Genomic DNA, 19,496 nt, shown 5'->3' on the forward strand with positions numbered 1-19,496 from the left:
TTAAATTATGAGTACAAAAAAGAAAGTGGTAGTATTAATAAGTTACGGTTTAGATGACGAAAGATCATCTGTAGCTTGGAGCATTGCAAATGGAGGTATTAAATCTGGATTAGATGTAAGTATTTTTTTAGTTAGTTCGGGAGTTGATTGGGTAAGAAAAGGAGCTGCAGATAATGTTCATTTAAATCCTAAAGACCCAACAATGAAACAAATGATTGATGCCGTTGTAAATAACAAGTGCAGAATCATGGTTTGTCCTCCTTGTGCTGAAGTTAGAGGCTATTCAGTTGACAACTTAATTGATGAAGTTGAATTGATTGGCTCTGGAGCTTTACATCAATTAATTTTAGAAGGAGCAGAGGTAATATCACTTTAATTTATGATCGCACAAAAAGGAAGAACGTATAAAGAAGTTATTGGGCAAATAACTGTTGATAGTTTAGATGCTATTATAGCTGAAAAAAGTTATACAATTATTGATGTTAGGAATCCTAAAGGAATTGAAACACAAGGAAGTATACCTGGTGCAATTAATGTTCCATTTGATTCAATTGATAAATTTATTGAAGAGGATAACACGGTTTTTAACAATGATAATTCCATTTTATTCTGTTGTACTGGAGGCGTCATGTCTTACATGGCAGCTATGAAAGCACAAGAAAAAGGCGTTAAAAATGTATATAATTTAGAAGGTGGTCATTCAGCTTGGTTAAAATATAAGAACAAAACAGGCAATGAAAACGAATAAAGGAGATTATTAAAGAGGGTTAATTAATGGCCCTCTTTAATTTAATGGATTTTAGGTTTTTTTTGAATTTCTCCATTGGTTAGGAGTCATGTTAAATTGATTTTTAAATGATCTAATAAAGTGCGAATCACTTTCGAAACCACAATCGTAACATATTTGTTGAATTGTAAAGTCTGTATTTAGAATCAGGTTACGAGCCATATGTAACCTTTTGGCGAGTAACCATTTTCCAGGGGATATATTGTATAGCTTATTAAATTCTCTTTTAAATGAAGATATACTTTTGCCACATAATCTAGCAAATTCATCAACTTTTAAATTATACATAAAATGTTCTTCCATTATTCTCTCAATAGTGCCATTTACATTTTGAGACAATGTATAAAACACGTTTTTAATATCTGAATTAGTACGATCTGTACAGATATTTAAAAGCATTTCTCTGAATTTTAACTCTAGAATTTTTTGCGGAATTTTTTCATCTTTTTTTAAATATGAAAAAAAAGAATTATATAATGCATTTAAACTTTCTGAAACATTAATTGGATAAACAAAATCTGGGTGGTTTATTTTTTTGAGAGCTATGATTTCTCTAGAGATATCTTCTTCAACACATTTTTTAATAAAGCTGTCTTTCATAAAAAACATTAGCACACAAAAACCTTCTTCAAAATACTGTTGGTTTTTAAAAGCTCCTTTTCTTACAAATATAGATTGATTTTCTTTTACTAGGTATTCAGCTGCCGGAGTAATCCATTTTTTTTTACCACTTAATACATATACAACACTATGACATTCTGACCATGCCATAAAAAGTTCTTCTTTAATAGGGCATTTAAACTCCACTATTAAATAATCATCTCCAATTATTTTGTTATAACCTGGAGTTTCCAAAAAGTGTTTATACGAATCGAACATAAATATTAAATCCTTATTATTCAAATTTAATAAATTATATTAAATCAAGTACAAAACGATAAATGATGCCTTTACTATAATTAAATCTGCTTTTTATAAATAGACAAGAACAAGCAATTACTTGTAGCTATTGTTGTACGTTCGTTTTTTATTCAATCAATTTTTCAATTTTATAGTCTGTTAAGTTCTGAATTTTCTTTGTGATTTTATCAATATCCCAATTCCACCATTTTAATTCTAATAGTTTTGTAATTACATCTTCTGAAAATCGTTTTTTGATTTCCTTTGCAGGATTTCCACCAACAATAGTATAAGGCTCAACATCTTTAATTACCGTCGAATTTGCAGCAATAATGGCTCCGTCTCCAATATTTATTCCAGCCATAATTGTTGCGTTGTAGCCAATCCAAACGTCATTACCAATATTTATGTCTCCTTTTTTGGGATACGATTTTCCTTCCATTGCATTTTCCCACCCATTTCCAAAAATAGCAAAAGGATAAGTTGTTAGAGAATTTGTCAAATGATTTGCTCCATTCATTATAAATTTTACGTCAGATGCAATCATACAAAACTTACCAATAATGAGTTTGTCACCTACAAAGTCAAAATGATATTTTACATTTTTTTCAAAATTTTCTACATTTTCGGAATCGTCATAATACGTATAATCTCCAACAATAATGTTAGGGTTTTTGATGATATTCTTTAAAAAGCAAAGTCTGTCGTAATTGTCAAGTGGAAATTTTATGTCTTTATTTGGACCTGTCATATAGTTTTTATTCTGTTAAGTTTATTATGGAGTCAGTATTGCAACTAACTTTGGTTTAGTATAAAACCAGCAATTTTTTTATACAGTTGTTAACCTTTTGTTTTTTAATTTTTATCGTTATTATTTCTCAGATAGATACTTTTAGAAACCCCAAATTTTTAAACTTGTTCTTTAGCCATTTTTTGGCCTTTGCTAATTTCAAAATCAGATTGTGAATTCATATTGATAATGCTCGTTTTTTTTTTGCTTGCTGCCAACGGTTTGTGTATGGTTTCGTTGCATGGTTTGAGAACTAATTTATTAAAAAATCACATAAGTATGGTTCATCCGAGAGGATTTTCGTAAGTAAGCTAAAAACTAGCAATTTTTTATTTACGGTGTTAGCAGTAGTTTTTAATCATTTTTCATGCTTGTCCATACAATGAGACAAAGGCCTATAAAAGCGCTCAAGGTCCTTACTTCATGATAAAACCACCAATTATTTCTTAGTTCCATCCAATTATTCGGAGGGCTATTCATATTCCAGGTCATTACAATACTGTTAATCGGTTGATTTCCAAATTTGGTTGTTAGACCGCTAAGAACTAAAAAAATAGTTGCTATCAGCAGGATTAAGAAAGCACGTTTTTCATTTTTATGAAGGAGAGCGGAAGTTAATGTTAATAGAATAGTAATAAGCCCAAGAATCGGCATCAGTGTATTTAAGGCATTTATTGCGCTTTGTTGTTGCTCAATAAATGTTGGCGCCGATAAATCCTTTGGGTTATAGCCAACCCATATTCCAAATATTGTTCCAGCCACCAACGCTGCCATAATAATGTTGAGGAATCGAATGATGTTTTTTGTCATATAATTGATTTAATGGTGGAAGTATTCACAATTAATAATTTATTCTGCTTTCAAAGGTGCCCCAACAACTTTCATATCATGGTCTGCAAAAACTTTTGCAACTTCTTCTTTCGTAGGAGGTGAAATCCATTGGTTTGTAGCCTTAAAGAATGCTTCCATTTTTCCAGCTGGTAAATAGGAAACTATCATTTTTCCTTTATCTGTCAGCTGAACGAAAGCATGCTGAACATTTCTTGGAAGAAAAATCGTGTCTCCCGATTTCATTTTATGTTTGTCATCACCAACTTGGAATAAATACTCTCCTTCAATAACATAAAACCATTCGTCCTGGAAAGGGTGAATATGTAATGGAGGCCCTCCATTTGGAGTAAGTCCCGTTTGCTCAAAAACAGCTAAATAGCTTTCAGTGTCAGCCCCTGAAATTTTAATGTCTAAGTTATTTAGGGTGACTCCTTTCATTCTATAGTGTTTACCAAATCTGGCTTCACCAGCCGCTACTTTAAATCCTTTTTTCGGTCTCATAAAAATGTTGGTTTTGATTTTGGCTAAAATACTCAAAGGAAAAAGAGCAATCAGAGTTAAAAAAAATTTTCCTCGTTTCATAATTATTGTTTTGCCTTTGTTCAAATTTGCAGTAGCATGATATTGCTGCTAACGGTCTCGGCTATGAGCAGTTGGGGATTTTACGCTCTAACTTTTCAGTTTAGCACAGACCTGTATTTTATGTTAATGCTTTAGTTTTATGACTTTCACCCCAATTGTTTATAGCCAATGTTGTGCGTAGCCTTTTTAGTCGCTTGTACTCCAACCGTGCTCAATTCCATCCCATCCATAATGTTTGTCGTGATATTGCGTCATAGCTGCTTGAAATTGTGCAATAATCAATACAGCGTCACTATTCGTTGGTAAACTTTCTTCATCAAGTAAGTCAAGAAACTCTACAGTTGGGTCATCTTTCATTATTGTTTGGACTTTACTCAATATTCGGTTAGTCATTTTTACCTTGAGTTCATTAAGTACACCGTCTTGTTTTTTCTTCGACAATTCTTTAATCTCTTCATACACCGAATTTAAAATTGGAGATAACATGTCAAATTGTTCTGCATTTGCTTTTGTCGGTTTACCTTTGGTTGGAAATTTCTTTTTACTCATTTTATTTTTCTTTAATAATTTTAGGTGTGACTGTTCTAATATCAGATAACTTTCCGTCAATAACCCAAAACCAATGTTGTGGGTAACTATCTTCTTTTTTAACATTATCTGACCTTAATTTTTCAAAACAATTAAGATATTGAGTTAACATCATAGCGACATCACTATTTGTTGGCATATCATCATCTTCAAATACCTCAAAGTCATTAAATGGTTTATAATCATCTCCAAGCAATATATTTGCATCAACCAAAATTTGATTAACGAACTTAAGTTTGAATTTATTTAAAGCGTCATTTTGTGATTTTCTTGATAAAACACTTATTTCATTATGTAAACCTTGTAATTGTGCTTGCTGCTTTTCAAAAGTATCTACTTCTTGTTTAGTCATTTTTCATTTTTTTACGCAGGGCAACTTCTTGTAAATTCTATATATTTCCTTTTTATAACTTCTATCGGAAGCCGTTGTTTACTTTCATAAACTTCACACATTAATTGTAAGTCTGAATCATCTAAAACCAAAATACATCTTCTTTGACCAGCCCATAAGTCAATAGTGTTTTTGAAAATACTTTTTGGAACTTTATTCCGTGTAAAAATAATTCCAAACCGACCAAATTGTTCTGTTAAATATCTGTTTAACTGGTTTATATGTTCTCTCTTTACTTCTTTTACATTCTTTAATTCAATTACCAACTGTCTTGATTCATAAGTATCATAAATATCAGCTAAAAAGTCAAAAGACCTATTATTATAAAAAATCAAATCCCTTATTTGAGTTCCTGAATCGATCCTACTTTGCTCCTTTGCAAAATCTAAATGAGGATACAGCAAAGAAGACATGATTTGTACCATCAAATCCTCATACTTCATATCAGCATTGTTTGTTTTTCCTGTCGGTAACTTTAATATTGTACTCTGTTTCCTTTTGACAGATAAAACTGGAATTTGAGTGAAAAGCGGGTCGTTAGTTAAATTCTTATTGTCTTGTTCTTTTAAAGAAATGTAGGAACTAACCAAGTCATAATTATTTCTATTAAAATCAAGAATTTGTACTCGATTTAATTTACCATCATACTCTTTCTCTATATCTTTTATGTAATAATTATTAAAGTAATCCTCATAATTAATCCAAGGAACAAATTTTAACCATCTTTTCGGTGTCAAAATTATTGGTTGTCCGTTTTCTGGATTTAGAGGAAGATAGGTTTCCTCAATTTTTAACTTTTGAGTTTTGTAATCGTAAATTGGTATTGTACATTTTTCAATGGGAATTTTATGTTTTTGACATTGATCTATAGTGAAATCAACTAAAAAAGACTTGATAAGACAACAGCTAATATCGCTTACTCTATCCTTCGATACATTATCAACTAATAATTGTATTTCCTCAAAATGTTGAAAACCTTGCTTATTAATTTGAGGAACAGATTTGAAAAGAGTTAATATATCTTCAGCCGTTTTTGTACCTATTTTTTTTCCTTGTCTTGTTTTTGAATTTCCCAAACCAATTTCATTACACTCTGATAACTCAATTAGGATTTCTTTAGCTTGTTGTTCATTACCCTTTACAAATAAGTGTCCTAATTGATTGAAAGAATTGACTATTGAAGTATGTAAAGAATTATCTTGTTGAGAATTGATTTTCCACATTAGAAAAGGGTCAACATATAATGGAATGTCTTCATCAAGAAAAGGAATTGCAAAATCAACTTCCTCTTGTAAAAAAGGAAGGTTATGGTAATCATTTAGTCTTGGTCTTATTATTACCATTCAGTTTTTTTGGTTACGCACAACAATAGGATATAGACAATTGCCTATATCCATACTATAACACTAATATAGTAAATATATACTTACAAAAAGCAAACATTTTTATAATAACTAAGGGTTATTTGGGTTTTATTTTGCATTCAACCATCCTTTGTTCGGCCAAAGCCCCATCTAAAAAAAATACACCAAAACCGTAGCTGAACAAAACCCGAACAAAACTCGAACAAAACCTCTGCTTTTTTAGGCGCTTGTGTCAATTTGTGGCAATGTGTGTTAATATGTGTCACGGGTTCGTAAATTAAGTTGAGGTCTATAAGTCTTTAATAAGATTCTGTATATTTATAAAAAATCGTTGTAAAGAATAGTTAATTTAGCAGACTATTCTTATTCATTAAAACATCTCATGCAACATCTTAAAAATACCGATTCAAATAAAACAAAGTCTAAAGTAACCATGGCAACGGCCTTTAAAACTATTATTTGGCCAAGGCGAAATCTGGTTTTTATTGGTTTAATTCTAATTGTTTTAAGCAGATTGTCGAGCTTGGTATTGCCCTGGAAAAGTAAAGCTTTGTTAGACGATGTTATTCCAAACAAAGATTACGACCAGCTTAAAAGTTTATTGTTAATTGTTGGTTTAGCTATTTTAGTTCAGGCAGTTACTTCATTTTTATTAACCCGAATTTTAAGCGTGCAGGCACAATATCTTATATCAGAATTACGTGCCCAGGTTCAAAAAAAAGTATTGTCATTACCCATCAGTTTTTTCGATAATACCAAATCTGGTGGTTTGGTATCGCGTATTATGAGCGATGTGGAAGGCGTGCGTAACTTAATAGGTACCGGGTTGGTGCAAATGGTTGGTGGTACCATTACAGCAGTTATTTCTTTGGTATTGCTGATTAGGATAAGTCCGTCAATGACTTTATTTGTCCTTGTGCCAGTGGCCATTTTTGGATTTATTGCATTGAAAGCCTTTGGATATATCAGGCCCATTTTTAGAGTTCGGGGAAAAATTAATGCAGAAGTTACCGGCAGATTAACCGAAACCTTGGCTGGTGTGCGTGTTATTAAAGCCTTTAATGCCGAAGAGCAGGAAAATAAAACCTTTGAAAAAGGTGTTGAAAGACTGTTCCAGAATGTAAAGAAAAGCTTAACAGCTACGGCTTTTATGACAAGTTCTTCAACGTTTTTGCTTGGAATCGCATCAACGGGTATTATGGGCATTGGTGGCTATAAGATTATGACAGGCGATTTAACGGTTGGAGATTTCTTGTCCTTTACATTGTTACTTGGTTTTATGATTGCACCTATTGTACAAATGAGCAATATTGGCAGTCAGCTTACGGAAGCATTTGCCGGATTGGATAGAACCGAGGAACTTATGAATATGACTGCCGAAGAAGATAATGAAGCCAGAACCATTGCTTTGCAAACCATTAAAGGCGATATAGAATTTAACGATGTGTCTTTTTCTTATGAAGCTGGTAAACAGGTATTGCATAACATTAGCTTTAAAGCACCGGCAGGTTCGGTAACGGCTTTGGTAGGGAGTTCGGGTTCAGGGAAATCAACTATTGCAGGATTATCGGCTACTTTTTTAACACCAAAATCGGGAACAGTAACCATTGATAATCAAGATTTATCAAAAGTGAAATTAACTACGTATCGACAATATTTAGGCGTTGTTTTGCAAGATGAGTTTTTGTTTGAAGGCACTATAAGGGAAAACATTATGTTTCCAAGACCAGATGCCAGTGAGGAAGATTTGCAAAGTGCCGTAAAAGCTGCTTATGTAAACGAATTTACAGACAGATTTGATGATGGTTTAGATACCTTAATAGGGGAGCGAGGAGTGAAATTATCGGGAGGGCAACGTCAGAGATTGGCCATTGCCCGAGCCATTTTAGCAAACCCAAAAATTATTATCTTAGATGAAGCAACCTCAAATTTAGATACAGAAAGTGAAGCTTTGATTCAGAAAAGTTTAGCTGAACTGATGAAAAACAGAACCACCATTGTGATTGCTCACCGATTGAGTACTATTAGAAAAGCAGACCAGATTTTAGTGGTTGAAGCTGGACATATTATTGAAAGAGGCACCCATGATGAATTGATCGCTTTACAAGGGCGTTATTACGATTTATACACCTATCAGGCTAAAATTTAAAATTTTTAAATATGACAACAAAAGATTTAAAAACAACAGAATACGGACCTTATTATAAATCATATTTAGCTTTGGTACCGGCAAACTTGGAATTAATTGAAGGGTATTATTCAGGACAACAAAACGCTTTAGACTTTTTTAAATCGTTATCCAATGATAAGCTTGAATATAGATATGAAGAAAATAAATGGACCGTTAAGGAACTTTTTCAGCACATTATAGATACCGAACGTATTTTTATGTATCGCTGTTTGCGAATTGCCAGACATGATAGAACACCGCTATCTGGTTTTGAGCAAAACGATTATATAGAGCCATCTCAAGCAAACAAAAAAACATTGGAAGCGCTTTTGGAAGAATATCAAATGGTAAGACAAAATTCAATCATCTTATTAAAAAGCTTAAATGAAAATGATTTAAATTTTATTGGAAATGCCAGTGGAAATAATTTATCTGCAAGAGCGGCAGCATTTATAGTATTGGGTCATGAGCTTTGGCATATGAAAATTATAAAAGAAAGATATCTTTAAAAGCTAATAAGAGAAAGCGCGCGAAAAAGTAAATCGAAAAACGTATTAATAATTAAATTTGTTGTCGTCAACAATCGTATATAATTTAAAATGAACATAGCACCACTTTTAAAATACATGAGTAATTACATCTCTTTAACTAAGGAGGAAGAAGATATTCTTGTTTCAAAAGTGTTGTATAAAAAATATTTAAAAGGGCAATATATTGTGCAACAAGGCGATGTTTGCAAATATTCGGGTTTTGTTATATCTGGTTGCACAAAAACATTTTATGTAGATGAAGAAGGGCAGGAGCATATAGTTATGTTTTCAATTGAAGACTGGTGGGCTTCAGATATGGGTAGTTTTGTTACCCAAACGCCAGCCGATTTTAATGTGCAATGTTTAGAAAATACAGAGCTGATCATATTTTCTCATGATAATATTGAAGAATTATATATTTTAATTCCAAAATTAGAACGTTTTTTCAGGCAAATTGTAGAGAAAGGATTGGCAGCTTCACAAAAACGAATTGTTAGAAGTTTCAGCTTGTCGGCCAAAGAACAATACCTGCATTTTAGAAACCAATATCCAAAAATTGAGCAACGTATTCCACAATATATGATTGCATCTTACCTTGGCATAACAAAAGAGTTTTTAAGCAAAATTAAAAGCCAGCTTATCTTAGAACAGTAAAATGTTAAACTAGATTAACATCATTTAATAAACTACGTTATTTTTATTACAAGCCTTATTCCTGAAATTTGTATCATAATATTTTAATAAAAATTATGAATGCATTAATTGAAAAAATAAGCACTATAAATGACATGATTCTTCAGGGAAAAGCGTTAGAAGCTTTTGAGGAATTTTATCATGATGATGTGGTTATGCAAGAAAATGACAGCCCCGAATTTGTTGGGAAAGAAATTAACAGAAAAAGAGAAGAAGAATTTTTTGCTTCAATAACAGAGTTTAGAGGAGCAAAACCATTAAACATTGCAATTGGAGAAAGTACCACGATGGTGGAGTGGCATTTTGATTACACCCATAAAGATTGGGGAGTTAAAAACTTTACCCAGGTTGCTGTACAAGAATGGAAAGACGGAAAAATAATAAAAGAAAAATTTTATTACGGATCTTAAAAAAAAAACAGTAAACAATAAATAACAAAAATTAAAAATGAAAAAAACAATTAAAAATTTAGCAATAGTAGCTTTAGTAGCATTTACAACATTTTCTTTTACAAACGTAGATGTAGAAAAAAAAGAAATTAAAGTTGAGAATAGTAAATTAGTTTGGAAAGGATATAAAGTAGCTGGTTCTCACGAAGGAACCATTGCAATAAAATCTGGTTCATTAAGTTTTAGTGATGAAAAATTAGTAGGTGGAGAGTTTGTAGTAGACATGACAACCTTAGTGAGTACAGACTTAGAAGGTGAATACAAAGGTAAATTAGAAGGACACTTAAAGTCTGATGATTTCTTTGGTGTAGCAAACTTCCCAACAGCAACATTAGTATTTAAAGATGTGAAAGCAACTGGAAAAAACTCTTATTCAGTTACTGGAGACTTAACTATTAAAGGAAAAACAAATCCAATTACATTTAGCATTTCAATTTATGGAAGTAAAGCTACTGCAACTTTAAAAGTAGACAGAACTTTATATGATGTAAAGTATGGTTCAGCAAGTTTCTTTGATGGTATTAAAGATAAAGCTATCTATGATGAATTTGATCTAGTGTCAGATTTACAGTTTTAATTAGAAGTTTAGATTAATAGCCATAAAAAGCGTTCAGAAATGAACGCTTTTTTGTTTTTATAATTACCCTTTTAAAAAGACTATCTTTGCTTACCATTATTTATAAATAACTATGTCGTTTAAAAAATTTATAGAGCCTTTAAAATTAAATCTTAAAAGCAAAGGGATTGAGTCGCCTTTGGAACTTCAAAATCTAATCTTATCAAAAATTAAAGGAGGAATAAGCATGTTTTGCATTGCTCCTAAAGGTTCAGGAAAAACAACAAGTATTATTTTAAGTGTCATTCAAAAATTGAATGGAGAAGCTTTGGGAGATGCCCCAAGAGCATTAATATTCGTGAAAGATAAAGAAGCGGCTCTACATTTAGAAGAAGAATTTAAAACCTATTTAAAAGGAACAGATTTACGAATCTATTCTGTTTATGATGAATATAATATGGAATTGCAGCGCGAAGATTTGTTTTTAGGAACAGATATCGTAATAACAACACCTAAACGATTAAATAGAATATTTTACTTGAATGGTATTAATTTAAACGAACTCCAAATGTTTATTGTTGAAGATGCCGAGTTTTTGTTTAGAAACAGCCTTTTTGCAGAAGTGGCAAGAACCCCGGAAAGTATAGAAAGATGCCAATACTTGGTGTTTACAACCAAATTCGATCAACGGTTTGAGCGCTGGCAAGATACGTTTATGTTCAACGCTCAAGTTATAAAGGTTTGAAGAATATAAGATGTTAACTTTGAATTCATAATATGAATCGTTTAAATCATTATCTTGCCCAGTCTATTTTAATTTTTATATTTTAAAGTATTATTTCACAACAGTATAGAGATTTATTAATGCTTAAGAATCATTCTAATCTTAAAATAATATGGTGCTGCTTTTCCCTAGCTGTATGCTATCTGTCAGGTTTTAGCCAAAATAAAGAAGACTATCGTTATTTAGTTGATTCAGCAGATCTTTATATTGATACAGATAGTAAAAAAGCCTTATCATTTTTAGATTCTATTCCAAATCCCATTGAACAAAACATAAAAGGAAAACTTGCAGATTACTATGCTATTAAATCATTAATACATGATGATTATAAAGAATATTCAAAAATGTATCAATGTAATATTCTTGCGCTTAAGTATGCTGAAAAAGAAAAAAATTACAAAGTTGCAGGCCAAGCAAGTTTAGATTTATTTACAAATATATACTTTGTTAAAAAAGATTCTTCAGCATATAAATACTTAGTTAAGGCTAAAGAGTATTTTGATTTGAGTAATTATCCTCATGGAGTTTTAGAGGTTCAGCAAATGTATGCTTATGCTAAATTTATGAATCGAGATTTTAATGGCTGTAATGAATTGATATTAAATCATCTAAGTGAATATAGAAGCGTTAAAGATGATGCTTATTTTTATATGTTTGCTACTTATATGCTTACTGTAAATTACATTTTTCTTGGAAATTTTGAAGAAGCCCATAACTATTTTAAAGAGTTTAAAACATTAAAAGATAACCCAACAATTGCAGAGTATAATTATTTATCATTTGAGGCTTCTATAGATATCTCATTGGCAGAACAATATTTTAATAGAAAGCAGATAGACTCTACATTGTATTATTTAAAAAATTCGACCAAATTGAAAGTTTATATGGGGGAGGATGCGATGAAAGGGTATTATGATTTATATGCCAATTTTTATAAAAATTCTGGTGATATTGATAAGTCAAAAGCTTATATCGATTCTTTAATGACTTTTAAGGATAAAATTTACAAAAATACTATTAATGCAAGCTTTCAAATTAATGAGTCACTTTTAAAAACAGAGTCTGAATTACAATCTAGGGACAAAAAGATTTTTTATAATGAAATATTAGTCACCCTATTGTTTTTGGTTTTAATACTTTTAAGTGTTTTTTATTTTATTTTTTATAGAAAACATAAAGAGAAATTTACCTCATATAATAAACAAAGCAGCAACCTTTCTTATTTAAAATCTAATAATGAGCAACTTACTGTAAAAATACTTGGCTTAGAAGGATATATAAGAAGTTTAAAAAAGGAAGTAAAACTAATTTCAACCATTGAAGGTTTAGATAAACAACGGGAACAGATAAAAAACCTTTACAAAAATTTACATATTAATTCTTCAACATTATTAGATAAAAGCGAGAGTCATTTAGATTTAGTTAATGATTTAAATGTAGATTTTTTTAAAAAAATAAAAGAGTTTTATCCACAACTTAACAATTCAGAAGTAATTATATGCTACTATTTGTTTATTGACTTTAAAAACAAAGAAATTGCTGTATTTCTTAATTCATCAGTTAGGGCTATAGAGAGTAAACGATACCGTATTACTAAGAAAATCAATCTAGAAGATAGCACTTTGGTTCAGCATCTTAAAGATACTTTTAAACCGTCATAGTTTAAAACAATGTTTTTTATTAGTCTGAGTAGTTAATGCGTAGTTGTTAGTAGTGTGTATTTTATACTGTTTTATCAAATTTGTACAGCTATTGATCAACACATAGCTATCATGTAAACCTGCATATTTATATTATCGGTTGGTTGGTTATATATAACATTGATTTTTATTTATAGCTTAAAAGTATAATATGTAGGCTTCTTGTTTAAGAAATCTTAAGGTTATGATTTTTTTACAAGATGATGTTATGGTAAAAGGAGCCTACTAGTAGGCTCCTTTTTATTTTATAAAGGAATATTCCCGTGTTTTCTATCTGGTTTTACAACCTTTTTATTTTCAAGCATTGAGAATACTTTAATCAGCTTTCTTCTTGTGTCTTGTGGCAAAATAATTTCATCTATAAAACCACGTCTTGCCGCTCTATAAGGGTTTGTGAATTTTTCAGCATATTCTGCCTCTTTTTCTGCTAGTTTTTCAGCAGGATTATCGGCGGTGGCTATCTCGTTTTTAAATATAATTTCACTGGCTCCTTTAGCACCCATAACAGCTATTTCCGCACTTGGCCATGCAAAATTCATGTCGGCTCCAATATGTTTAGAATTCATAACATCATAGGCTCCTCCATATGCTTTTCTTGTAATAACTGTCACTCTTGGTACGGTTGCCTCACTTAAAGCATATAATAATTTAGCACCATGAACAATAATACCGTTCCATTCCTGATCTGTTCCTGGCAAAAATCCGGGTACATCTACCAATACTAATAAAGGGATATTAAAACAGTCACAAAAACGAGTAAAGCGTGCTGCTTTTTTGGAGCTGTTTACATCTAATACACCTGCTAAATACATAGGCTGATTTGCTATAATTCCAACACTTTTTCCTGCAATTCTTGAAAAGCCAACAATAATATTTTCAGCATAATCTTTATGGATTTCATAAAACGAATCTTCATCAATAATACCTTTTATAACATCGTGCATATCATAAGGTTTATTGGCATTGTCAGGAATGATGTCTGATAGAACATCTCTTATTTCATCTGCTAGCTTAAAGGGTAGTTTTTGTGCGACTTCTTTATTGTTTTGAGGTATGTAACTCAAAAGTTTTTTAACGTCTTCTAAACATCCAACATCATTGGCAGATGTTTTATGAGCAACACCCGATTTTGAAGCATGGGTATAAGCACCGCCTAATTCTTCTGAAGTTACATTTTCGTTGGTTACCGTTTTTACTACGTTAGGACCAGTAACAAACATATAACTAGTGTTTTCTACCATCAATGTAAAATCTGTCATGGCTGGGGAATAAACAGCTCCACCTGCACAAGGCCCCATAATAGCTGAAATTTGTGGTATTACTCCTGATGCATTGACATTTCTGTAAAAAATATCGGCATAACCACCTAATGAACGCACACCTTCTTGAATCCTTGCGCCACCAGAATCGTTTAATCCAATGATTGGAGCACCAACTTTTATAGCTAAATCCATTATTTTACAAATCTTTTCAGCATGTGTTTCAGATAAAGAACCTCCAAAAACAGTAAAATCCTGTGCATAAATATATACTAATCTTCCATTAATAGTGCCATAGCCGGTAATAACTCCATCACCAGGATAGAGTTCGTATTCCATTCCAAAATCTGTAGTTCTGTGGGTTACAAAAGCATCTATTTCTTCAAAAGAAGCTTCATCTAATAAATAGTTAACACGTTCCCTGGCAGTAAGTTTTTTATTTTGATGTTGTTTGTCAATACGTTTTTGTCCGCCACCTAAATGTGCTAATGCTATTTGCTGATTTAGTTTGTTGATTTTTGAATCCATAGATTATTGATTTGGTAATCGTACTAAATTTTTATCTTCCACATATTGTTTTACTGCAATTAACGCAGCAATTCTAGCTTCAATTTCTGTTTGCTGTTTTAAAACTTCTGGGGAATAATATTTTTTTACAAAATGAGTGTCAAAATTTCCAGATACAAAAGCTTCATGTTCAAATACATATTTTCCAAAAGGTAATGTAGTTTTTACGCCTTCAATATTGTAATTATCAATGGCTTTTATCATTAATTGAATAGCTTCTTCGCGAGATTTCCCATAGGTGATTAATTTAGATATCATTGGGTCGTAATAAATGGGTATATCCATACCTTCTTCAAAACCATTATCAACTCTAATCCCTTCTCCAACTGGTAATTTGTAAACATCAAGATGACCTACACTTGGTAAAAAGTCGTTTAATGGATCTTCAGCATAAACACGTAATTCTAGTGCATGACCATGGATTTTTAAATCCTCTTGTTTCATTGACAAGGCTTCACCTCTTGCTATTTTTATTTGAAGCTCAACTAAGTCAACACCAGCTATTATTTCTGAAACAGGATGTTCTACCTGCAACCTGGTATTCATTTCTAAAAAGTAGAAATTATGATTTGCATCCAGTAAAAATTCGACAGTTCCGGCACCTAAATAATCACAGGATTTTGCGACTTTAATAGCAGCATCTCCCATTTTCTCTCTTAACTCAGGTGTTAATACTGATGATGGAGCTTCTTCAATTACTTTTTGATGGCGCCTTTGAATACTGCATTCCCGTTCAAAAAAATGCAAAACATTACCGTGACTGTCTGCCATGATTTGTATTTCAATATGTCTTGGAGATGTCACGTATTTTTCAATAAAAACAGAGCCATCACCAAATGCAGATGTAGCTTCGCTTATGGCACGATTCATTTGCGACTCTAAATCACTTTCTTTGTCAACTACACGCATGCCTTTTCCGCCGCCGCCTGCTGATGCTTTAATTAAAATAGGAAATCCTATTTCCTTAGCTATTTCTTTGGCTTTTGATACATCTATAATAGCTTCATCGATACCCGGAACCATAGGAATGTTATAGTGCTTTACCGCTTCTTTAGCAGCTAATTTACTGCCCATAATTTTAATGGCTTTTGAACGTGGGCCAATAAAAATAATGTTGTTTTGTTCGCATAATTCGGCAAAAGAGGCATTTTCACTCAAAAAGCCATAACCAGGATGAATAGCATCAACATGTAATTTTTTGGCTACTTCAATAATTTTATCACCTCTTAAATAGGACTGGTTTGATGGTGGTTCACCAATACAAACTGCTTCATCAGCAAATTTGACATGTGGTGCATTTCTGTCGGCAGTTGAGAAAACAGCAACTGTTTTAATGCCCATTTTCTGGGCAGTTTTCATGACACGAATGGCTATTTCTCCTCTGTTTGCAACTAATAATTTTCTCATTTCTCAAACACAATTAATAAACTTCCTTTGTCAACAGCATCTCCTTTTTTTACTGAAATTGATTTAATTACTCCATTGCGTGGAGACGTTAAAACATTTTCCATTTTCATGGCTTCAAGAATAAGCAAGGCATCATCTTCTTTAACTGTTTGTCCAACAGTGATATTGATTTCTAAAATTAAACCTGGCATTGGAGCTTTTATGGAATCAATATGTTTTAATGAGCCTAAGGAAAAACCCATATCATTTATTAATAAATCCAATGGATTTTTAATCTTGATGAAATAGGTGTTATTGTTAATTTTTACTTCGTAAGATTTTGAATTAAAATCGGATGCTGTTATTTCTGAAATATAAGATTTATCATTATTCAGAATATGATATTTTGATTCTGAAATTTTAATAGCATCTAGTTTGGAAATATCTTCTGATGAAATATCTAATTCTAAATTAGAATTTACATTGACATTAAAATTCATGCAATACAAGTTTAGTTTACATAAATATAAAGATTATAATATAATTGACACAGTATAATCTTAACCAAAAGGGATTTCTCTTTTAGTTTTAAAAAATGAAATAATGATTGGAATAAATCAATAGTTTTTTAAACGACTTCTTTCCTGATGCTTTTTTATGGCTTTTCTAGATAATAAAATTCCAATAATCAATGATATAAAGGCACCAGTCCAAATACCTGGAACAAAATCAATAAAAAGGAAAAAATCATAAGCACCATGAAATATTATAGCTAAAAGTAAACCAGTAAGATTTAAAACTATTCTGTTTTTTGAAAATTTAGCTTTGCCTATATAATAACCCATTAGAATTGCAAACGTAGCATGAGCAGGAACGGCGGTAAAGGCTCTTACCAATGCTGTTTGATATCCACTTTGAATAACATAAGAAATATTTTCGGTAGCAGCAAAACCCATGGAAACCATCACTGCATATACAATGCCGTCAAAAGGTTCGTTAAAGACAGATTTGGGTTGAGCATAATATCTAACAATGATATATTTGCTAAACTCTTCTGTCAATCCCACAACAAAAAATGCTTTTATAAATTGTTGATATATACTATAATCATCTGGAAGCGGTAAAATAATGTTAATTAAATAGTATAAAACTGTGGTAACGATAATGCTAACTATAGCACCTAATAAAAAGTTGTATAGCAAGAGTCTTTTAGGTTCTTTTTCGTATTTATCTTTTATGTATATATAGATAATTATTAAAAAAACCGGAGCAATAGCTAACAGGATTAAATTCATAGGCTATTAATATGAATTAATCATTTTTTTGATGTTATTTAAAACCGATTCGTAATAATGTTTATTGCTTGGAATAAAATGATTATTCTCTCCAATATGATCTAAAATATTTTCAAAAGACTCAAATGAAACCAATTTTAAAGCTTCAACTTCGCCAATTTGTGGAATTAGTTTTGAAACAGGAACTTTTAATTCAGCAATATATGTGTGATGGAATTCAAAGTCTTTAATACCGTTTGGATACGATTGGAAACATTCAAATACGCCTATTTTTTGTAATTCGTCAGGTATAAGATCTAACCCAATTTCTTCTTTAACTTCACGAATCGCCGCTTGAATGATTAATTCACCAGCATCAACATGACCAGCAACTGAAACATCCCATAATAAAGGACAAATAGACTTATTAGCATCTCGCTGGGCTAAAAGGATTTCTTTTTCTTTTGTATAAAGCCAAACATGAGCCGTATTATGGTAATAGCCCATAGTATGTATTTCTGATTTTAAAGCTTTGTTTCCAGTAAGTTTACCTTCTTTATTAACTATATCAATATATTCGTCCATAGCTTCGGTGATAAATAAAGATTCCTGCTTTTGCAGGAATCAGAATTGGTTTTATTTAAAATAACTGAATGTTTCTCCTTCTTTGATGTTTAAAAGAGATTCATAAATTAATTTAATAACATTTTCAACATCTTCTCTATGAACCATTTCAACGGTGGTATGCATATAACGCAATGGTAATGATATTAATGCAGAAGCAACACCTCCATTGCTGTAAGCAAATGCATCGGTATCTGTCCCCGTTGCACGAGATAAAGCATTACGTTGGAAAGGTATTTTTTTAGCATCAGCAGTATCGGTAATTAGATCGCGTAATTTTTGTTGTACCGCTGGAGCATATGCAATAACGGGACCTTTACCCATTTCTAAATCACCTTGGATTTTTTTCTCAATCATAGGTGTTGTCGTGTCATGGGTTACATCGGTTACAATGGCTACATTAGGTTTTATGTTTTGGGTAATCATTTCAGCACCACGTAATCCTATTTCTTCTTGAACTGAGTTTACCACATATAAACCAAAGGGTAGTGTTTTCTTGTTTTCATGAAGTAATCTTGCTACTTCAGCAATCATAAATCCTCCCATTCTGTTGTCAAGAGCTCTGCACACAAATTTATCACCATTTAAAATATGAAACTCATCAGGATACGTAATCACACATCCTACGTGTACTCCTAGTTTTTCAACTTCCTCTTTGTTTTTACAACCGCAGTCAATAAAAATATTCTCTGGTTTTGGTGGTTCTTCGTTACCTGTTTTACGCGTGTGTATTGCTGGCCAACCAAAAACACCTTTTATAATGCCATTTTTAGTATGAATATTTACAACTTTACTTGGTGCAATTTGATGGTCGCTGCCACCATTTCTAATAACATAAATCAATCCGTTATCAGAAATATAATTAACATACCATGAAATTTCATCGGCATGTCCTTCAATGACGACTTTATATTTAGCTTTAGGATTAATAACGCCAACGGCTGTCCCGTAAGTATCTGTTATAAATTCATCAACATAGGGCTTTAAATAATTCATCCATAATTTTTGCCCATCCCATTCATAACCAGTTGGAGCGGCATTATTTAAATAGGCTTCTAAAAAAGCCATTGATTTTTTGTTTAAAATCGATTTTTTTGACATGGTTTAATTATGTTTTTTAAAAACCTAAAAGCAGGTTTTTTTATTGTAATTCTTAAAAGTAAATTTCAGTAAAAATAACATGATTTATTTAGTTTTTAGCACTGTAGTTTTAATATTTTGTAACAAATTTGACTATTTTCACACCTATTAACCAATTAAGAATGACATAA

At 31.5% G+C, this 19,496-nt stretch carries 22 protein-coding genes; 9 read left to right on the forward strand and 13 right to left on the reverse strand.

The window, feature by feature from the left end; genetic code table 11:
- Nucleotides 1–7 precede the first annotated feature (7 nt).
- Nucleotides 8–376 carry a DsrE family protein gene (locus tag V8G69_RS11250; RefSeq protein ID WP_394882029.1) on the forward strand — a complete coding sequence of 123 codons (369 nt, stop codon included), beginning with the start codon at nucleotides 8–10 and terminating at the stop codon, nucleotides 374–376.
- Between the two features lie 3 nt (nucleotides 377–379).
- Nucleotides 380–748 carry a rhodanese-like domain-containing protein gene (locus tag V8G69_RS11255; protein ID WP_394882031.1) on the forward strand — a complete coding sequence of 123 codons (369 nt, stop codon included), beginning with the start codon at nucleotides 380–382 and terminating at the stop codon, nucleotides 746–748.
- A 51-nt stretch (nucleotides 749–799) separates the two neighbouring features.
- Here the strand turns inward: V8G69_RS11255 and V8G69_RS11260 are convergent, their stop codons facing one another.
- The 7 genes from V8G69_RS11260 to V8G69_RS11290 all read right to left on the reverse strand — a co-directional run bounded on the left by V8G69_RS11260 (nucleotide 800) and on the right by V8G69_RS11290 (nucleotide 6,212).
- A complete protein-coding gene (locus tag V8G69_RS11260; RefSeq protein ID WP_394882032.1) occupies nucleotides 800–1,666 on the reverse strand; it encodes an AraC family transcriptional regulator in 867 nt (288 codons plus the stop codon).
- Between the two features lie 148 nt (nucleotides 1,667–1,814).
- Nucleotides 1,815–2,438 carry a CatB-related O-acetyltransferase gene (locus tag V8G69_RS11265; RefSeq protein ID WP_394882033.1) on the reverse strand — a complete coding sequence of 208 codons (624 nt, stop codon included), beginning with the start codon at nucleotides 2,436–2,438 and terminating at the stop codon, nucleotides 1,815–1,817.
- Between the two features lie 393 nt (nucleotides 2,439–2,831).
- A complete protein-coding gene (locus V8G69_RS11270) occupies nucleotides 2,832–3,287 on the reverse strand; it encodes an anthrone oxygenase family protein (RefSeq protein WP_394882035.1) in 456 nt (151 codons plus the stop codon).
- A 39-nt stretch (nucleotides 3,288–3,326) separates the two neighbouring features.
- On the reverse strand, nucleotides 3,327–3,809 hold the full coding sequence (locus tag V8G69_RS11275; protein WP_394882036.1) for a cupin domain-containing protein: 483 nt from the start codon (nucleotides 3,807–3,809) through the stop codon (nucleotides 3,327–3,329).
- 267 nt (nucleotides 3,810–4,076) lie between these two features.
- Nucleotides 4,077–4,439, reverse strand: coding sequence for a hypothetical protein (locus tag V8G69_RS11280; protein WP_394882037.1), 363 nt, complete (start codon nucleotides 4,437–4,439; stop codon nucleotides 4,077–4,079).
- 1 nt (nucleotide 4,440) lies between these two features.
- A complete protein-coding gene (locus V8G69_RS11285) occupies nucleotides 4,441–4,830 on the reverse strand; it encodes a hypothetical protein (RefSeq protein WP_394882038.1) in 390 nt (129 codons plus the stop codon).
- An 11-nt stretch (nucleotides 4,831–4,841) separates the two neighbouring features.
- The gene (locus V8G69_RS11290; protein WP_394882039.1) at nucleotides 4,842–6,212 is read right to left on the reverse strand and encodes a hypothetical protein; all 1,371 of its coding nucleotides are present in this window, start codon (nucleotides 6,210–6,212) and stop codon (nucleotides 4,842–4,844) included.
- 403 nt (nucleotides 6,213–6,615) lie between these two features.
- Between V8G69_RS11290 and V8G69_RS11295 the strand changes: the two genes are divergently transcribed.
- From V8G69_RS11295 to V8G69_RS11325, 7 genes are all read left to right on the forward strand, one after another.
- On the forward strand, nucleotides 6,616–8,382 hold the full coding sequence (locus V8G69_RS11295; protein ID WP_394882041.1) for an ABC transporter ATP-binding protein: 1,767 nt from the start codon (nucleotides 6,616–6,618) through the stop codon (nucleotides 8,380–8,382).
- 11 nt (nucleotides 8,383–8,393) lie between these two features.
- Entirely contained in the window at nucleotides 8,394–8,912 is a 519-nt protein-coding gene (locus V8G69_RS11300; RefSeq protein WP_394882042.1) for a DinB family protein, read from the forward strand.
- Between the two features lie 117 nt (nucleotides 8,913–9,029).
- Complete coding sequence (locus tag V8G69_RS11305; protein ID WP_394882044.1) at nucleotides 9,030–9,587, forward strand: Crp/Fnr family transcriptional regulator; 558 nt, start codon at nucleotides 9,030–9,032, stop codon at nucleotides 9,585–9,587.
- A gap of 95 nt (nucleotides 9,588–9,682) precedes the next feature.
- Nucleotides 9,683–10,036, forward strand: coding sequence for a nuclear transport factor 2 family protein (locus tag V8G69_RS11310; RefSeq protein ID WP_394882046.1), 354 nt, complete (start codon nucleotides 9,683–9,685; stop codon nucleotides 10,034–10,036).
- A 37-nt stretch (nucleotides 10,037–10,073) separates the two neighbouring features.
- Nucleotides 10,074–10,652 carry a YceI family protein gene (locus V8G69_RS11315; RefSeq protein ID WP_394882048.1) on the forward strand — a complete coding sequence of 193 codons (579 nt, stop codon included), beginning with the start codon at nucleotides 10,074–10,076 and terminating at the stop codon, nucleotides 10,650–10,652.
- 112 nt (nucleotides 10,653–10,764) lie between these two features.
- Nucleotides 10,765–11,376, forward strand: a complete 612-nt coding sequence (locus V8G69_RS11320) for a DEAD/DEAH box helicase (protein ID WP_394882049.1) — start codon at nucleotides 10,765–10,767, stop codon at nucleotides 11,374–11,376.
- Between the two features lie 119 nt (nucleotides 11,377–11,495).
- Nucleotides 11,496–13,076 (forward strand): hypothetical protein, encoded by a 1,581-nt coding sequence (locus tag V8G69_RS11325; RefSeq protein ID WP_394882050.1) that lies wholly within the window; start codon nucleotides 11,496–11,498, stop codon nucleotides 13,074–13,076.
- A gap of 284 nt (nucleotides 13,077–13,360) precedes the next feature.
- Here V8G69_RS11325 and V8G69_RS11330 read toward each other — a convergent pair whose 3' ends face one another.
- From V8G69_RS11330 to V8G69_RS11355, 6 genes are all read right to left on the reverse strand, one after another.
- Nucleotides 13,361–14,902, reverse strand: coding sequence for an acyl-CoA carboxylase subunit beta (locus tag V8G69_RS11330; RefSeq protein WP_394882051.1), 1,542 nt, complete (start codon nucleotides 14,900–14,902; stop codon nucleotides 13,361–13,363).
- 3 nt (nucleotides 14,903–14,905) lie between these two features.
- Entirely contained in the window at nucleotides 14,906–16,348 is a 1,443-nt protein-coding gene (gene accC / locus V8G69_RS11335) for an acetyl-CoA carboxylase biotin carboxylase subunit (protein ID WP_394882052.1), read from the reverse strand.
- On the reverse strand, nucleotides 16,345–16,827 hold the full coding sequence (locus tag V8G69_RS11340; RefSeq protein ID WP_394882053.1) for an acetyl-CoA carboxylase biotin carboxyl carrier protein subunit: 483 nt from the start codon (nucleotides 16,825–16,827) through the stop codon (nucleotides 16,345–16,347). The genes accC and V8G69_RS11340 overlap by 4 nt, the downstream gene beginning before the upstream one ends.
- A 117-nt stretch (nucleotides 16,828–16,944) precedes the next feature.
- Nucleotides 16,945–17,622, reverse strand: a complete 678-nt coding sequence (locus V8G69_RS11345; RefSeq protein WP_394882054.1) for a PrsW family intramembrane metalloprotease — start codon at nucleotides 17,620–17,622, stop codon at nucleotides 16,945–16,947.
- A gap of 6 nt (nucleotides 17,623–17,628) precedes the next feature.
- Nucleotides 17,629–18,186, reverse strand: coding sequence for an NUDIX domain-containing protein (locus V8G69_RS11350; RefSeq protein ID WP_394882055.1), 558 nt, complete (start codon nucleotides 18,184–18,186; stop codon nucleotides 17,629–17,631).
- Nucleotides 18,187–18,237: 51 nt separating this feature from the next.
- Nucleotides 18,238–19,326, reverse strand: a complete 1,089-nt coding sequence (locus V8G69_RS11355; protein WP_394882056.1) for a M42 family metallopeptidase — start codon at nucleotides 19,324–19,326, stop codon at nucleotides 18,238–18,240.
- Between the last annotated feature and the right edge of the window lie 170 nt (nucleotides 19,327–19,496).

The organism is Gaetbulibacter sp. M235 (assembly GCF_043876835.1).
GTDB lineage: Bacteria > Bacteroidota > Bacteroidia > Flavobacteriales > Flavobacteriaceae > Yeosuana.